The organism is Congzhengia minquanensis, from assembly GCF_014384785.1.
In the GTDB taxonomy this organism is placed as follows: domain Bacteria; phylum Bacillota; class Clostridia; order UBA1381; family UBA9506; genus Congzhengia; species Congzhengia minquanensis.
In genome coordinates this window covers 134479-149331 of sequence record NZ_JACRSU010000004.1, presented here as the reverse complement: position 1 = coordinate 149331, position 14853 = coordinate 134479, and the positions used below count along the sequence as shown (strand labels likewise).

Genomic DNA, 14853 nt, shown 5'->3' with positions numbered 1-14853 from the left:
TCACTCCTTTTATTAATGATGTCATTATATAATCTTTTTTAAGACTTAGCAATACATTTCTTGCATTTTTTAGTTACTCTCTTAAGGTCATTTGCCAAACAAACGCCTCCGGTTTTGCCGTAAGCTCCACCCACGCCGGGCGGAAACCGCATTTTATGGCATTGTTCACCGATTTAATATTCGACCACGCGGCGCAGTAAAACGGCACCTTTCCCAATGCAAGAATTTCTAAGGCCAGCTTCGACGTCAGCGCACTGGCCACCCCCTGCCGTCTGTACTTTGGCAGAACGTCAATGCCGATTTGATACATCTCCTCACAGTCTGCCGAACAGCCCGCAAGACCAATCAGTTCCCCATGATAAAATGCGCCTGCCGCCAGCACGTCTAACTGTTTGCGCTTTTCGCACAGCGCGTTGCTCCACTGGGGCAGATAAAGCCCTTCAAAATCCTTCGGCTTTAACATCCGAACCTCATAGGGGCAGGGAAGCTCGCGCAATACATTTACATCCGGCAGAAAATATTCCGCCATGAAGCAAATTTTCATGCCAAAGGGCGCAAGGCTTTTCTCTAAAACGTGCAGACATGGCGTCTCAAAGCACTGTTCAATGGAATATTTGTTGATATAATCGCCTGCAAGCTCTGCGGCACGCTCATCTACCGCGGCCACAATATTATTCCCGTAGGAAACCAGGCTGCAAAAAAACGGCAGCTCTAAATATTTTCTGGCCCGGGGATTTTTCTTTGAAATTACCACTTTGTTTTCCTGTTTTAAAAAATCTTCCGCGCTGCAGCCAATGTCAATGGCCGACTGTTTTCTGGCAATATCATAAATCTCTTTGTTTGTCATGTTGCCCTCCTTTTTAGATAGCAAAAAAGCGGAAGCCATTTGCTTCCGCTTTATCGTTACATTAGTTTGAAACGTCTTCAACATAAAGAATCCTAGCTCCGGTTTCATCCACCTTTGCCGCCTGCTTTGCGTCGGCCGCTTTCGGCTCTGTTTTGCCTTCCGCCTTCGGCTTGCCGCGTTCAGCAAAAAACTTCTGGGCAACCTGCGGGAACAGGGCGTAACTTAACACATCCTCCTCGCACTTTGCAATGCCCTTTGTTTCTTCTTTATATTTTTCAAGCTCCGGCGCAATTAAATCCGCCGGGCGAACTGTAATTACCTCGTCATCGCCAATGGCTTTCTTTCTCACTTCCTCGTTCACAGGAGCAGGAAGCCTGCCATATTCGCCGCGAAGTAAGCCTTTAGACTCTTTCGTAACCATCTTATACCGTTCCCCTGCAAGCACGTTTAAAACGGCCTGAGAGCCAACAATCTGGCTAGTAGGAGTAACCAGCGGGGGATAGCCAAAGTCTTTTCTAACACGAGGAACTTCTTCTAAAACGTCGTAATATTTATCCTCAGCGTTGGCCTGCTTGAGCTGTGAAATCAGATTGGAAAGCATACCGCCGGGCACCTGATACAGCAGCGTGTTGGTGTCTACCCGCAAAACCTTGGGATCTAAAATCCCTTCTGCCTGAAGCCTTGCCGCAACGCCTCTGAAGTGCGCCGCAGCTTTGCTTAACTTGGTTAAGTCAAGGCCTGTATCGCGGTCTGTTCCCTGCAAGGTTGCAACCAGGCTTTCCGTAGCCGGGTTTGAAGTGCCGTTGCCCAAAGGCGACAGGGCGCAGTCCACAATATCAACGCCGGCCTGTGATGCCATGAGATAGGTCATATCTCCCGTGCCGGTGGTGTTATGCGTGTGCAGATGAATGGGAACGCCCACATTTTCCTTGAGCTTTTTCACCAGGCTGTATGCGTTAAAGGGCAGTAAAAGGTTTGCCATGTCTTTAATGCAGATTACGTCTGCGCCCATTTTTTCAAGCTCAATTGCCAGCTTCACAAAATAGTCCTCATTGTGTACCGGACTAACGGTGTAGCTAAGCGCCGCCTCAACCATGCCGCCGTTTGCCTTTACAAACTTTATGGCGGCCTGCATGTTTCTGGTGTCGTTCAGCGCGTCGAAAATTCGAACTACATCAATGCCGTTTTCAATGGATTTTCTGCAAAACGCCTCCACAACATCGTCCGCATAGTGTTTATATCCTAAAATATTCTGTCCGCGGAACAGCATTTGAAGCTTTGTTTTCGGCATTGCTTTTTTTAACGTTCTCAGCCGCTCCCATGGGTCTTCGTTCAAAAACCGCATGCACGCGTCAAACGTTGCGCCGCCCCAGCACTCTAAAGACCAATATCCAATATCGTCTAAAATTGAGCAAGCCGGCAGCATATCTTCAATTCTCATTCTGGTTGCCGCCTGGGACTGATGGGCGTCACGAAGAATGGTGTCAGTGATATATAACTTGTTTTTTGTGTTTGCCATAACGAAATCATGCCTTTCTCCCACAAAATTTACCGTTCCTTACCAGTGGGGCGATAAGGTGCGCCTAAGGCTTCGCTTTATCTCATGAACAGTGTTAAAAATGCACCGGCCGCAATTGCAGAGCCGATAACACCGGCAACATTGGGGCCCATGGCATGCATGAGAAGGAAGTTCCTCGGGTTTTCTTTCTGTCCCACAACCTGCGACACACGGGCCGCCATGGGAACAGCCGAAACACCGGCAGAGCCAATGAGCGGATTGATTTTATTCTTTAAGAACAGGTTCATAATCTTCGCGAGCAGCACACCGCCGGCAGTTCCAAATCCAAATGCGACAACTCCCATGATAATAATCTGAATGGTCTTCATTGTCAGGAAAATGTCAGCCGTAGCAGTTGCGCCAACAGAAATACCCAAGAAAACAGTAACAATGTTCATCAGCTCGTTCTGAACGGTTTTACTCAAACGCTCGGCCACGCCGCATTCCCGCAGAAGGTTGCCAAGCATTAAGCTTCCGATTAATGCTGCGGCAGAGGGAAGAAGCAGCGAAACAAACGCTGTAACCACAATGGGGAATATAATTTTCTCCGTTTTGGAAACCTCGCGAAGCTGTTTCATTTCAATCATACGTTCCTTTTTCGTCGTTAACAGCTTCATAATCGGCGGCTGAATAACCGGAACCAGCGCCATGTAAGAATATGCTGCAACGGCTATCGGACCAAGCAGTTCCGGCGCCAGCTTCGACGTAACAAAAATTGCCGTCGGGCCGTCTGCACCGCCGATGATGCCGGTTGACGCCGCTTCAAAAGGTGTAAATCCAAACAATATTCTTGTGCCAAAAAAGGTTAAGAAAATACCCAGCTGTGCAGCTGCGCCCAAAAGCAGGCTCTTGGGGTTTGCAATTAAAGGACCAAAATCCGTCATTGCGCCGACACCAATGAATATCAGACAGGGATAAATTCCCAGCTTTACGCCTAAGTATAAATAATCCAAAAGCCCCGGCGTAATGTTGCCCTTTCCGCCGAACATCTCCCAATGAACATGCCCGTCTGCAAATAATTCCGCATTATACATTCCTGCGCCGGGCAGGTTGGTAAGCAGCATACCAAATGCAATGGGTAGGAGCAGCAAGGGTTCAAACTTTTTCACGATTGCAAGATACATTAAAACAAAGGAAATTAAAATCATAATCAAAACTTTCCAGTTGTTTGCAATCAGTGCAAAGCCCGTGTCGCCTAAAAATCCCCCAATGGCCTTCATCAGCGACACTCCGCCGGCAGACTCCGTGTCTGCAAAAATGTTCTGCACTGTAACCATTTTAACGCTGGAAGCTGACTCCTGCGACAAATCAATGGTGCCGCCAGTTGCCGTTATGTACTGAAATACAAATCCCATCTGCGGCAAATTGCCGGTAAAATTTGTAACTTCTGCAGAAAGAATAATATCAACAGCGGCGCCTGCGGCAATTTCGCCGGTCATAATGCCGCCCTGATAGTTGTTAATTTTAATTTCAGACTCGTTGTAATCAAACTGCAAAACAGAGTCTGCAATGTCTTCTTTGCCTGTATTTTCGATTGTTAAAGTAATTTTCTTATCCAAATCATTATAGTCTGCGGATTTCACAGCGATAATAGAAGACTCCGAATTATCTGCGCAAAATGCAGTGAGTGAACAGGAAAGAACAACTAAAACCAAAAGACAAGCAGAAAATATTTTTTTGCTCATGTTTTTAGCCCCTTCCCAATTATTCGATTGTGCAAAGCAGTGCGCCGCTTTCAACGGTCGCGCCTTTTGTAACGCCAACAGATGTAATTTTTCCGCTGCACGGTGCCATAATTTCATTTTCCATTTTCATTGCTTCTAAAACCATAAGAACCTGGCCCTCTTTTACGCTGTCGCCCACGTTCACGTTCACAGCTAAAATGTTGCCCGGCATCGGACATGTAACCTTTTCACCAGCGCCGGCTGCAGCAGGTGCCTTTGGCGCTTCAGGTGCTGCTTTGGGAGCAGATTTTAATTCCTCTGCTTTAGCATTGCCGTCCATCAGTTCAATTGCAATTTCATAATCGGTTCCGTTTACATTTACTTTATACTTTTTCATCGTTTCAGTCATTTCCTTTCATTCCATAAATTGTTATTATGATAATTTTTTAATAGAAAGTACCCGAATTCCGGTTACGTCTGTGCCAAGTTCCTCCGCAATCACTGCAGAAACCGCCGCCACAAATTCGCCTTTATCCTGATAGCCGCCGCTTACAGCTGCAGGCGCCAAATTTCCTGCATCTTGCACTACAGCAGTATCTGCGCCGTTGCCCTTGTCTTTAATCAGGCTTTTACACAGAGCGCCAACAATGCTGCAAATTAAAATGATGCATATAAGACCTACAAAAACAAGACCAAAACCGAAACCAAACACTGTAAAATCTCCAATTTGTTCCGCTGCCTTCAATGAAATTGTCATTACATGCCAACCTCCCTTCATAGATTTCGCCTTTACCGTCTGCATAAAACAAGCAGTTTCCACAACCTCTCCAGAAAAAGCCAATCCTATGCGCTTATATATCATTTTATCAAAATGACAAGAAAATATCAATATGAATTTACAAATTTTTATATTTTTGAATAAAAAAGCAAAAAAGTAAAAAAAAATAGGCCGTTCCTATTGTAATTTTACTAAAAAACCGATATGATATTATATGAAAATGGATAAAGAAAGGCAAACGGCATGGATATTCTTACACAAATTGACAAGGACTTTTCATCAATGAGCAAACGGCACAAGCTAATCGCCGAATACATACGAAAAAATTACGATAAGGCTGCGTTTATGAACGTTGAACAGCTCTCTTTGGCGGCTGGAGTCAGCGAGGCCACGGTGGTGCGGTTTTCTTCAGAGCTTGGCTACGGAAAATATCAGCACTTTCAGCAGGCCCTGAAGGACTATGCAAAGTCCCGGCTGACCAGTGTTCAGCGCATGGACCGGGCCTATGACTTATACCGTGACACAGACATTTTAACGTCTGTTCTAAACGCCGATATTGATAAAATTAAAACCACCCTTGCACAAATCGACCGCCAGGCGTTTCTCGGTGCCATCGACAAAATTTTAAACGCCGAAAACATTTATATTATCGGTCTGCGCAGCGCCTCCTCCCTGGCCGGGTTTTTAGGATACTATTTAAATCATATGTTTTCAAACATTCACCTGGTGAACACTGCCAGCGCAGGGGAAATTTTTGAGCAAATGTTCCGCGTGCAAAGCGGCGATGTAGTTATCGGCATCAGCTTCCCGCGGTATTCCCTTAGAACCGTGCGGGCACTGCGCTACGCAAAAAAAATGGGCGCGGCGGTAGTTGGCGTTACCGACGGGGAAAACTCCCCTATTTTAGAGCTTTCCGACCATACATTGCTTGCCAAAAGCGACATGGAGTCCTTTGTGGACTCTCTGGTTGCGCCGCTTTCTGTTTTAAATGCGCTGGTTGTGGCAATCGGCATGAAACGAAAGGACGAAGCCAGCAAAACATTAAAAAAACTGGAAAGCATTTGGCAGGATAACGAGGTGTATGACAATGGAGAAAAATGAGATGTTGGTAACAGATTTTGATTATAACCTGCCGGAGGAACTGATTGCGCAAACCCCGCTTGCAGACCGGCCTGCCTCGCGTCTTTTGGTTTTGGACAAGGTCACAGGAAAAACTGAGCACAAGCATTTTCGCGATATTCTTTCCTATTTAAATCCAGGCGACTGCCTGGTGCTTAACGACACAAAGGTTATTCCGGCCCGCCTGTTTGGTCAGCGGGAGGATACAAAGGCCCCGGTTGAGTTCCTTCTGCTGGCGCAAAAGGATAATGATGTGTGGGATGTAATTTTAAAACCCGGAAAAAAATGCAGACCGGGCCATATTATTTCTTTTGGAGACGGACGGCTGAAAGCTGAAATTTTAGAAATTACCGAAGGCGGAAACCGGCTGGTAAAGTTTTATTATAACGGTATTTTTAACGAAATCCTATCAGAACTGGGCGAAACGCCCCTGCCGCCTTATATTCATGAAAAACTTGCCGACCGCAACCGTTACCAAACGGTTTATGCCAAGCATGACGGTTCCGCCGCAGCCCCAACCGCCGGCCTGCACTTTAACGAAGAAATGCTGGAGGCGGTTAAGGCAAAGGGCATAAAGCTGGCGTTTGTTACGCTTCATGTTGGGCTGGGCACCTTTCGGCCTGTAAAGGCAGACAAAGTGACCGACCATTTAATGCATTCTGAATACTACCATGTAACAAATGAAACCGCGGAAATCATTAACAGCACCAAACGCAGCGGAGGGAAAGTGATTTGCGTCGGCACAACGTCAACCCGTGTGGTCGAGTCCATAGCGGATGAAAACGGTTTTCTCGCGCCCGCCTCAGGATATACAAACATTTTTATTTATCCCGGTTATCGGTTTAAATGCCTAGACGGATTGATTACAAATTTTCATCTACCGAAGTCCACGTTAATCATGCTTGTGTCCGCCCTGGCAGGCAAAGAGCATGTTTTGGCCGCTTACCGCGAAGCAGTTCAGGAACAATACCGCTTCTTTAGCTTTGGCGACGCAATGCTTATTTTATAAATATTCAGAAAAAACGCACCGCGGAATTCGCGGTGCGTTTTGCTTTTTATTTTGAAATATAACCAAGCTCCAACAGCTTCTGATAAACCTGTTTTGCCAAAAGCGTATAGCCAACATCGCTTAAATGCGTTGTGTCCTCTGGTGAGCAGTTGAGTGACAAAGGTATTTTTCCTTCCCCTAAAAACTGCAAATCTGTTTCAGTGGGCACAATGCCTGCGTCATTTAGCGCCTGCATCGAAGCCAAATAAGCTTTTGCGTCTAAAAATCGGTTCCCAAACGCCTGGGCCAGCGCGGCGTTCAGACTGTCCCATGCATAAGTTCCACCGTTGGTCAGGCCAATAACTACATACTTATCAGACTTTGTATTGGCAATTTGCTTCTGAATCAGCGCAACCAAAGCCGCAACATCTTCAGTCGAATTGTCGTTTGCGTTGGTGTTCGCAGGCGTCCAGCCGCCGTTTGTGCCGGTAAAAAAGATATTGATGTCGCCATTGACAGACTGCGCCTGGGGCACCAGTTTTGTACCAGCAGAAACAGATACTGCCGTACCGGGCGTTGTTCTTGTGAACTTGGCCCAGTTTAACACACGGGGCCACACCTCCGTATTAATACTGATTGACAATATTCCCTCCACACCGTTAATGGTGCAGGGATTCCAGCCGCCAGCGCTTGTATTTCTAGGAGTTACTACGCCGCCGTCGGAGGACTTAAATGTAATTTCAACCGGGGTTTTGTCTGCCGGAATCGTAAAGGCCTTGTCAATGACAATGTCCAAAGCACCCTGCCTTGCGGCAATTGTTGTGGCCGTTTCACCGCCCACGCCCATGTTATAAACCTCAAGGCCCGTTAGCTCTGCAAGCACTTTCGGATAGGAACAGTCGGTGCCCTGGTTCCGTCCATAAGTCAGGCTATCGCCCCAGCACGCAATTGTTTTCACTTCATCAAGGTCTGATTTTGCCGGAGCCGCAAGGGGAATCATTGTTTCCGTTGAATCCCAGACAAACACCTTTAAATACTTTGCTCCATCTGGATATTGCGTTGTAATGCGGTCTGACGATTGAAATGTATTCGATAGATCCTTCACCGGAGTAGACTCCACCAAAAGCAATTTATTGCTTTCATCATAATAGGAAGCAATAACTACATATGTAGAGTTTTCAACTTGTAAATCGTTTGTAAAATTCACTAAAATGTCCGCTGCCGTAACACCGCGCGTTATATCGACCTGCGCAGATATCAGCTTGTTGTTTGTGGTAGCAGAAATTACACTCTTTGTAATGTTTTCACCGGCAAGATACATCACCAGCTTATACCGCTCAATTGCCTTGTTGAGTGTAAACGAAAACTGATAGCCGCCGTCCTCACTCACAATTATTTGGTCAAGAAATCCGACATCATCTGACTGATAATTCTGCGGGTCTGCTTCTTTATCCAACAGTATAACCGTCACCGGCTCTCCTGCTTTTGCACTGTCAACAGCTCCTTTAATTACTACCCGCGCTGTCGGCTCCCAAATGATAACTTCTGGTTCCGCTGTAACCGCTTGAATTCCAAAAATCATGTAAATGCACATAAAAATACATATCGTACCTTTTAAACTCCTTGCCATTTTACTCCTCCTGCAATTTTAATACAAAAGAATTATATCACATAAATGATGTAAAGTTCAACTGGAATATACAGATTTTCTTTTGAAATTGCGTAAAAAAAAGAGGATACCGAAGTATCCTCTTTCTCAGATTATAAAATCTAATTAAACTTATTTGTGCAAAATCTGTACACAGTCTTCATATCGTGTTGTTTCACCAATAAGTGCTACAACAAAGTATTCATTGCTTCCATAAGAAGATTTGATATTTGCAGAGCTACCCAAAGCTTTAACAGCTGCAGATTTGTTTGTGCTGGTCAATCTGCTTTCGTCAACTAAAGCATAGGTGTTACCATCTGTTTCATTCAACGTAAGTTTCAGGCCGCCTTCAACGTCTACACCTACAGCATCAACAGTCATCTTATTGCTTCTGATGTCTGTTACTTCACCGTAAACAATTGCAACATCATTTTCATCATACTTAGCATAAGTGAAATCGCCAGCATCAAAGCTTCTTGTTGATGCATCATAGATGAAGTTTGTCTTCTTGATTTCACCATCACCATTCTTGGTGTAACGGAAAACGTCACCTGTATCCATTGTTTTAACTGCGTCCATCTCGTCATAATCAACGCCCATTGTAATGGTTTCGCCGCTCTGAACGAATGTGTATTTATCAATGTCTGAACCGTCAGCATCAAGACCTGTAGATCTTGTCTTAACAACAGCTAAGTGAGACTTCTTCAGTGTACCATCAATTTCTTCACTAACAAGTGCCGCACCAAGGTACTCGTCTCTATCAAAGGTGTATAAGAATGCAGAATATCCACCATTCTTATCTTCGTCTAAAGAAGAGAATGAAGCAATTTCAAGATCATCTTCATCTACATTGTAAGCATTGGTAGCAATATCTGATACCGGAGCAACAAAGAGTTTGGAATCATCATTTAAATCCCAGCTACCAAATACCTGTGTGTCCTCATTATATTTATAGCTGTCAGAAGATGCTACATTAAAATTAGCACCTTGCTTTGCAAATCTAAGCTCTGTAATTTCATTACTGTCATTGGTCCTAAATGTAACAATTCTCTCACCAAGCTTAGCTATTGCAGCTTCTTTCGTTGTTTCATCAGCAACTAAATCTTCAATCGTTTCGAAGAACGCATCCTGAGTTTTGTCATTTCTCTTATAGGTTTTAAATTCATCCCCATCATAAACCTTTAAAGTGGGAGCTACTGTGTAGGTCTCAAGAGCACCGTCAGCAGTAAACAGCTTGAGCATATGTGTTTTAACACTGAAAACTATATCATTACCATATGTAACGATAAAGGAATAATTCTTGTTTACTACAGAAGCAGCGTCAGAATCAAATACAAGGCCGTCAATTGTGATATAGAAGATACCTTCATCACCAACCTTGAGGGTTGCGTTTCTATCAATGATATATTCTTCGCCTGCAATCATGTATTTGTAATCTTTCTCTACTTCTTCATCAACTGTTCCTGTTACAGTTTCATTTGTTACATAGATATCCATATAAGGAACATTGTCATCTAACGGCTTTCTCTCACCACCAACTAACGGAGCGACAATATTAAAGATATCATCTTCCTGAACATCTTCTAATGTAATTGTATTGCCATCAGCGTCATAGAGGTTATAAACAAATGTATCATTGCCTCTGTCATCGGGGTCTAAAGATAAACCGCCTGAAGTAAACTTAACAAAGCTTTCATCAACTCTTACTGTATCAACCTGCGCATAAGAATAGTCTGTAACAAAGATTTTGTCATAGTCATCATTCTTCGGACCCATGAACGTAATAGAATTTGCTTCATCGACTAATAATTTTTCTAAAGAACCAAATTCTTTCTCAATCTCTTTCATACTAATTTTAGAACCATTATAGTATACAGAGAGATCATCGCCTGTCTTCGTATCAATCTTAACGGTTTTTGAATCGTTAAGATCTTCATAGTACTCGAATGTACCCTCTTGTTCATCATATGCTTCAAAGTTAGCAGAAACAGTTTCTGAGTCTGTCGACTTAGAGTCAACAACAACTGCTAAGAGTTCCCATTCTTCATTGTCATTCTCAGCGATATAGGCTTCAACTGTGTAACCCAGGTAGTCGCCAACTTCGGTTTCGCCTGCATACGGTTTAATTGTTGAATTTTTAGAAGAGAACTGATTGTCTAAAATTTCGTCCCAATAATAATCATATGTACCGATTATATCAAGCTCTGCTTTCGGGTTGTCAACATCTTTACGGAGATTTTCGTCCGTTTTAGCAGTGTTTTCTACAACAGCTTTTACCTTATAAATTTCATTTGTGTAGGTAAGAAGTGTTCTTAAGTCTGTGCCGTTTTTACCGTCGTAAACAACATATTCGTCATCTTTCGGGTTCGGCGCATAGTAAGAAACGTCTACCAATGGTGTGGTTAATGCATTGTAGATAACCTGAGCAACTACTTCTCTTGTAGCAGCTGTAGCACCGTCAAAGTTTGTGCTTGCAAGAACGCCTCTCTGAGAAGCAACTTTCAGATAACCTGTGGGATAACCGCCGTTTTCGCTTCTCTGAGCAATTCTTTCATAACCTAACGCTCTGAGAACCATAACAACTGCATCCTGGAATTTAACATTTGCATCGGGGTCAAATTTGTTGTCGCCAACACCATAAATGATGTCGCCTGCAACGCCCCATGCAATGTAGCCTGCTGCCCAATGATCTGCAGCTACATCGTCAAATGAGCTTCCGCCAGATGCTTTTGCAACATCTTCTTGGCCCATTGCTCTACAAACCATAGCGACCATTTCTGATCTTTTGATATTGCTTGTGGGGTTGAAGTTGCCTTCATCATCACCCTCTACAATACCAAGACCGGAAAGAACTTTAATAGCTTTGTAGTAGCTATTTGATTCTTGTACGTCTCCATACTGTCCTGTTGCAGCGCCAACGCTTAATGCAGCCAATGAGCTGATAAGCATAGCAACCGTAACAATTACGGAGACTAACTTTTTGAGATTTTTCATAACGTCTCAAATCCTCCCTTATAATAAATTTAATTTAAAATCGAAAGAGATGTGGTTTTCGCCAAAGCTGTTCCTCTTTCAAAAACAGCAAAGGCGATGCGACAAGCTATACGCCCATCATTACTATACACTGATTATACCACTAGTTTTCGGCATAGTCAATGCAAAATTTACAGTTGTAATAAAAATGTAAAAAATCTTACAAATATTACATATTTATTGCAACTTTTTTATGCAAACGCACAATGTGCGGTATTGCTAAACCTAACATTCCCGGTCTTTTTCCTTATTTAACAGGCTGAATTTAATAAAGTCACGAAACAACGGATGAGGCCTGTTCGGTCTGGATTTAAATTCCGGATGGAACTGAACGCCCACAAACCAGCTGTTGGCCGGAACCTCTGTAATTTCACAGAGCAAACCGTCAGGCGATTTCCCTGAAAACGTCATGCCTTTGGACTCAAGCCTGTCGCGGTATGCATTGTTGACTTCATACCTGTGTCTGTGGCGCTCTGAAATTTCAGTTTCGCCGTAAGCCCTATACGCAGCCGATTCCCCGTCTAAAACACACGGATATTTTCCCAGTCGCATGGTGCCCCCGAGCTTATCAATGTCTTTCTGTCCAGGCATAATGTCAATCACCGGCGAGGTCGTTCCCGGGTCAAACTCCGTTGAGTTCGCCGTTTTTAAGCCTAACACATTTCTGGCATATTCAATGACAGCGACCTGCATTCCGAGACAAATTCCAAAGTACGGAATGTCGTTTTCCCGCGCGTAGCGGCAGGACAGTACCATTCCTTCAATTCCCCTGTCACCGAAACCGCCGGGAATGATAATCCCGTCCACATTTCCAAGACATTCTTCTATATTCTCCTCGGTGATAAACTCCGAGTTCACCCACTTGATATGCACATCGGCGTTATTTGCCACGCCGCCGTGTTTTAAGGATTCAACAACGCTGATATAAGCATCCCTCAAAACAACATATTTTCCAACCAGTGCGATTGTGACATTTTTTTTCAGGTTTTTTGACCGTTCCACGAACTTTTCCCAGTCGTATAGGTTTGGTTTTGGATCCCTTAGCCCCAATTTCTTTAACGCAACCCTTGCCAGGCCTTCCCGTTCCAGCATAAGCGGAACTTCATAGAGCACGTCGGCGTCCATATTCGGAATCACTGCTTCCGGCGAAATGTTGCAAAACAAAGATAATTTATTAATAATTTCGTCGTCTAGCGTACGCTCTGCACGGCAGACCACAATGTCTGGCTGAATTCCAATTCCCAACAGCTCTTTTACGCTGTGCTGGGCCGGTTTTGACTTTAATTCACCATTTTTACCCAGGAACGGAATGAGCGCAACGTGTATGTAAAGCACGTTTTCTCTGCCGACCTCTGTTGCCACCTGCCGGATAGACTCTAAAAACGGAAGGCTTTCAATGTCGCCGACGGTGCCGCCGATTTCAGTAATCACCACATCGGTGCCGCCGTGGGCACCTGCGCGGTAAATCCGCTCTTTAATCTCGTTTGTGATATGGGGGATAACCTGAACCGTTCCGCCCAGATAATCGCCGGTTCTTTCTTTATTAATAACGCTCCAATAAACCTTTCCGGTTGTAACGTTGCTGTTTTCGTTTAAATTCTCATCAATAAACCGTTCGTAATGTCCCAGATCAAGGTCTGTTTCTGCACCATCGTCTGTTACGAAAACTTCGCCGTGCTGGATAGGGCTCATGGTTCCGGGATCAATATTAATATAGGGGTCGAACTTCTGAATGGTAACCCGGTATCCGCGCGCCTTAAGAAGTCTTCCCAGCGACGCAGCCGTAATTCCCTTGCCCAAACCTGACACAACACCGCCGGTAACAAATATGTACTTCAGCATAAACACACCTCCATCTAAAAATATATTTACCTTATCTATTTTAAACTGTTCCGCCCCCAATGTCAAGAATTTTTTTCGCTTTCTCGCCAAAATAATTGTTTTTTTATTGATTTCGCGGGTTCCCTGTGTTATGCTAATGACAGAGAATTTAACGTTTCAGAATAGGGGCGATAAAATGTATTACAAATTAAAACTGATTCATGGTCCGAATTTGAATATGCTGGGCGTCCGCCAGCCTGAAATATATGGGCATGACACGCTGTCGGACATTGAACAGCTGGTTGTTTCCGAGGCAAAGAAAAAGGGCTTTGCGGCAGACTGTTTCCAGTCCAACTCGGAAGGGGCGATTATCGACGCAATCCAGTCCTGTTATCAGGCCTGCGACGGCATTATTTTAAACGCCGGTGCCTACACCCATTACAGCTACGCCATCCGCGACGCGATTTCTTCCGTTATGGTGCCCTGTGTGGAGGTACACCTTTCAGACATTCATGCCAGGGAGCCGTTCCGCAGCGTATCGGTGCTGGAGCCCGTTTGCGTGAAACAAATCTGCGGATTGGGCAAACAGGGATATGTGCTGGCTGTTGAGGAACTGATAAAAAACCATGTTCGATAAAATTCTTTCCTTTTTATTTCCAAGTCCCTGTGTAGTGTGCCAAAAACCTGCCGGAAGAAACCGGTTTGTCTGCAATTCCTGCAAAGAACATTTAACTCTTTTAAAACCGGGCGCTTTTTGCAAGACCTGTTTTGCACCCCTGCCTTCCGGCGCTGAACTTTGCGGAAAGTGCCTAAGCAACAGTCCCGCTTACGGCCAGTTAGTTGCCTGTGTCTCCTATCAGGGAATCCTGCGCAACTCGCTGCACCGCTATAAATTCGGCGGCCGTTCTGACCTGCACACTTCTTTTGCAATGATGATGTGCGCTCAACTTCTTTCCTTCGGCTGCACGGATTTTGATGTTGTGGTTCCTACTCCGCTGTCGAATGAGCGCCTTCGGGAAAGAGGCTTCAATCAAGCGGAATTAATTGCAAAGGACATTGCCAAACAATTTCACGCCCCTTGCGTTTCCAACGCGCTTAAAAAGTGCCGGGATACCGAACGGCAGTCGGAGCTTGACATGCACCAAAGGGATCGCAATGTTCGCGGGGCGTTTGCTTTAAGCAGCCCCGATGCTGTCCGCGAGAAAAAAGTGCTTCTTGTAGACGACATTTTCACCACCGGCGCAACCATGCGGGAAGCCGCCAAAACCCTCTCGGCTGTTTCAAAGAGCGTTACTGCCTGCGTTTTAGCGAAAACGGATATCAGGCAGCGTTCTTAAATAAAAGTATACTTACGAAAAATGAAAGGAACATTAAAACTTTTTGGCTTTTGCTGTTTT

General features: G+C 44.6%; 12 protein-coding genes. 4 read left to right on the top strand and 8 right to left on the bottom strand.

Annotated elements, in window-relative coordinates; all coding sequences use genetic code 11:
* Positions 1 to 73 precede the first annotated feature (73 nt).
* The 5 genes from H8698_RS10935 to H8698_RS10915 form a co-directional block, all read right to left on the bottom strand.
* Complete coding sequence (locus tag H8698_RS10935) at positions 74 to 847, bottom strand: GNAT family N-acetyltransferase (RefSeq protein ID WP_249313516.1); 774 nt, start codon at positions 845 to 847, stop codon at positions 74 to 76.
* A 61-nt stretch (positions 848 to 908) separates the two neighbouring features.
* Positions 909 to 2366, bottom strand: coding sequence for an oxaloacetate decarboxylase subunit alpha (locus H8698_RS10930; protein WP_249313515.1), 1458 nt, complete (start codon positions 2364 to 2366; stop codon positions 909 to 911).
* A 77-nt stretch (positions 2367 to 2443) separates the two neighbouring features.
* Positions 2444 to 3553, bottom strand: coding sequence for a sodium ion-translocating decarboxylase subunit beta (locus tag H8698_RS10925; RefSeq protein WP_430393580.1), 1110 nt, complete (start codon positions 3551 to 3553; stop codon positions 2444 to 2446).
* Positions 3554 to 4109: 556 nt separating this feature from the next.
* A complete protein-coding gene (locus H8698_RS10920) occupies positions 4110 to 4478 on the bottom strand; it encodes a biotin/lipoyl-containing protein (RefSeq protein WP_346726845.1) in 369 nt (122 codons plus the stop codon).
* A gap of 24 nt (positions 4479 to 4502) precedes the next feature.
* On the bottom strand, positions 4503 to 4826 hold the full coding sequence (locus H8698_RS10915; RefSeq protein ID WP_249313514.1) for an OadG family transporter subunit: 324 nt from the start codon (positions 4824 to 4826) through the stop codon (positions 4503 to 4505).
* A gap of 264 nt (positions 4827 to 5090) precedes the next feature.
* Between H8698_RS10915 and H8698_RS10910 the strand changes: the two genes are divergently transcribed.
* Positions 5091 to 5948 (top strand): MurR/RpiR family transcriptional regulator, encoded by an 858-nt coding sequence (locus H8698_RS10910; protein WP_249313513.1) that lies wholly within the window; start codon positions 5091 to 5093, stop codon positions 5946 to 5948.
* Between the two features lies 1 nt (position 5949).
* Entirely contained in the window at positions 5950 to 6975 is a 1026-nt protein-coding gene (gene queA / locus H8698_RS10905; RefSeq protein ID WP_249313649.1) for a tRNA preQ1(34) S-adenosylmethionine ribosyltransferase-isomerase QueA, read from the top strand.
* 46 nt (positions 6976 to 7021) lie between these two features.
* Here the strand turns inward: queA and H8698_RS10900 are convergent, their stop codons facing one another.
* The 3 genes from H8698_RS10900 to pyrG all read right to left on the bottom strand — a co-directional run bounded on the left by H8698_RS10900 (position 7022) and on the right by pyrG (position 13477).
* Positions 7022 to 8584: an SGNH/GDSL hydrolase family protein gene (locus tag H8698_RS10900; RefSeq protein ID WP_249313512.1), complete on the bottom strand. Its 1563-nt coding sequence runs from the start codon at positions 8582 to 8584 to the stop codon at positions 7022 to 7024.
* Positions 8585 to 8734: 150 nt separating this feature from the next.
* A complete protein-coding gene (locus H8698_RS10895; protein ID WP_249313511.1) occupies positions 8735 to 11596 on the bottom strand; it encodes an S-layer homology domain-containing protein in 2862 nt (953 codons plus the stop codon).
* A gap of 264 nt (positions 11597 to 11860) precedes the next feature.
* The gene (pyrG, locus tag H8698_RS10890; protein WP_177680265.1) at positions 11861 to 13477 is read right to left on the bottom strand and encodes a CTP synthase; all 1617 of its coding nucleotides are present in this window, start codon (positions 13475 to 13477) and stop codon (positions 11861 to 11863) included.
* 175 nt (positions 13478 to 13652) lie between these two features.
* Here pyrG and aroQ point away from each other — a divergent pair, with 175 nt between their 5' ends.
* Positions 13653 to 14093: a type II 3-dehydroquinate dehydratase gene (gene aroQ, locus H8698_RS10885; protein ID WP_249313510.1), complete on the top strand. Its 441-nt coding sequence runs from the start codon at positions 13653 to 13655 to the stop codon at positions 14091 to 14093.
* Entirely contained in the window at positions 14083 to 14793 is a 711-nt protein-coding gene (locus H8698_RS10880) for a ComF family protein (RefSeq protein ID WP_249313509.1), read from the top strand. The genes aroQ and H8698_RS10880 overlap by 11 nt, the downstream gene beginning before the upstream one ends.
* The last annotated feature ends 60 nt before the right edge of the window (positions 14794 to 14853 follow it).

Bases quoted from the DNA above. Each gene is read 5' to 3' on its own strand.
- H8698_RS10935 (WP_249313516.1), bottom strand. From the start codon at position 847: ATGACAAACAAAGAGATTTATGATATTGCCAGAAAACAGTCGGCCATT.
- H8698_RS10930 (WP_249313515.1), bottom strand. From the start codon at position 2,366: ATGGCAAACACAAAAAACAAGTTATATATCACTGACACCATTCTTCGT.
- H8698_RS10925 (WP_430393580.1), bottom strand. From the start codon at position 3,553: ATGATTTTAATTTCCTTTGTTTTAATGTATCTTGCAATCGTGAAAAAG.
- H8698_RS10920 (WP_346726845.1), bottom strand. From the start codon at position 4,478: ATGACTGAAACGATGAAAAAGTATAAAGTAAATGTAAACGGAACCGAT.
- H8698_RS10915 (WP_249313514.1), bottom strand. From the start codon at position 4,826: ATGACAATTTCATTGAAGGCAGCGGAACAAATTGGAGATTTTACAGTG.
- H8698_RS10910 (WP_249313513.1), top strand. From the start codon at position 5,091: ATGGATATTCTTACACAAATTGACAAGGACTTTTCATCAATGAGCAAA.
- queA (WP_249313649.1), top strand. From the start codon at position 5,950: ATGTTGGTAACAGATTTTGATTATAACCTGCCGGAGGAACTGATTGCG.
- H8698_RS10900 (WP_249313512.1), bottom strand. From the start codon at position 8,584: ATGGCAAGGAGTTTAAAAGGTACGATATGTATTTTTATGTGCATTTAC.
- H8698_RS10895 (WP_249313511.1), bottom strand. From the start codon at position 11,596: ATGAAAAATCTCAAAAAGTTAGTCTCCGTAATTGTTACGGTTGCTATG.
- pyrG (WP_177680265.1), bottom strand. From the start codon at position 13,477: ATGCTGAAGTACATATTTGTTACCGGCGGTGTTGTGTCAGGTTTGGGC.
- aroQ (WP_249313510.1), top strand. From the start codon at position 13,653: ATGTATTACAAATTAAAACTGATTCATGGTCCGAATTTGAATATGCTG.
- H8698_RS10880 (WP_249313509.1), top strand. From the start codon at position 14,083: ATGTTCGATAAAATTCTTTCCTTTTTATTTCCAAGTCCCTGTGTAGTG.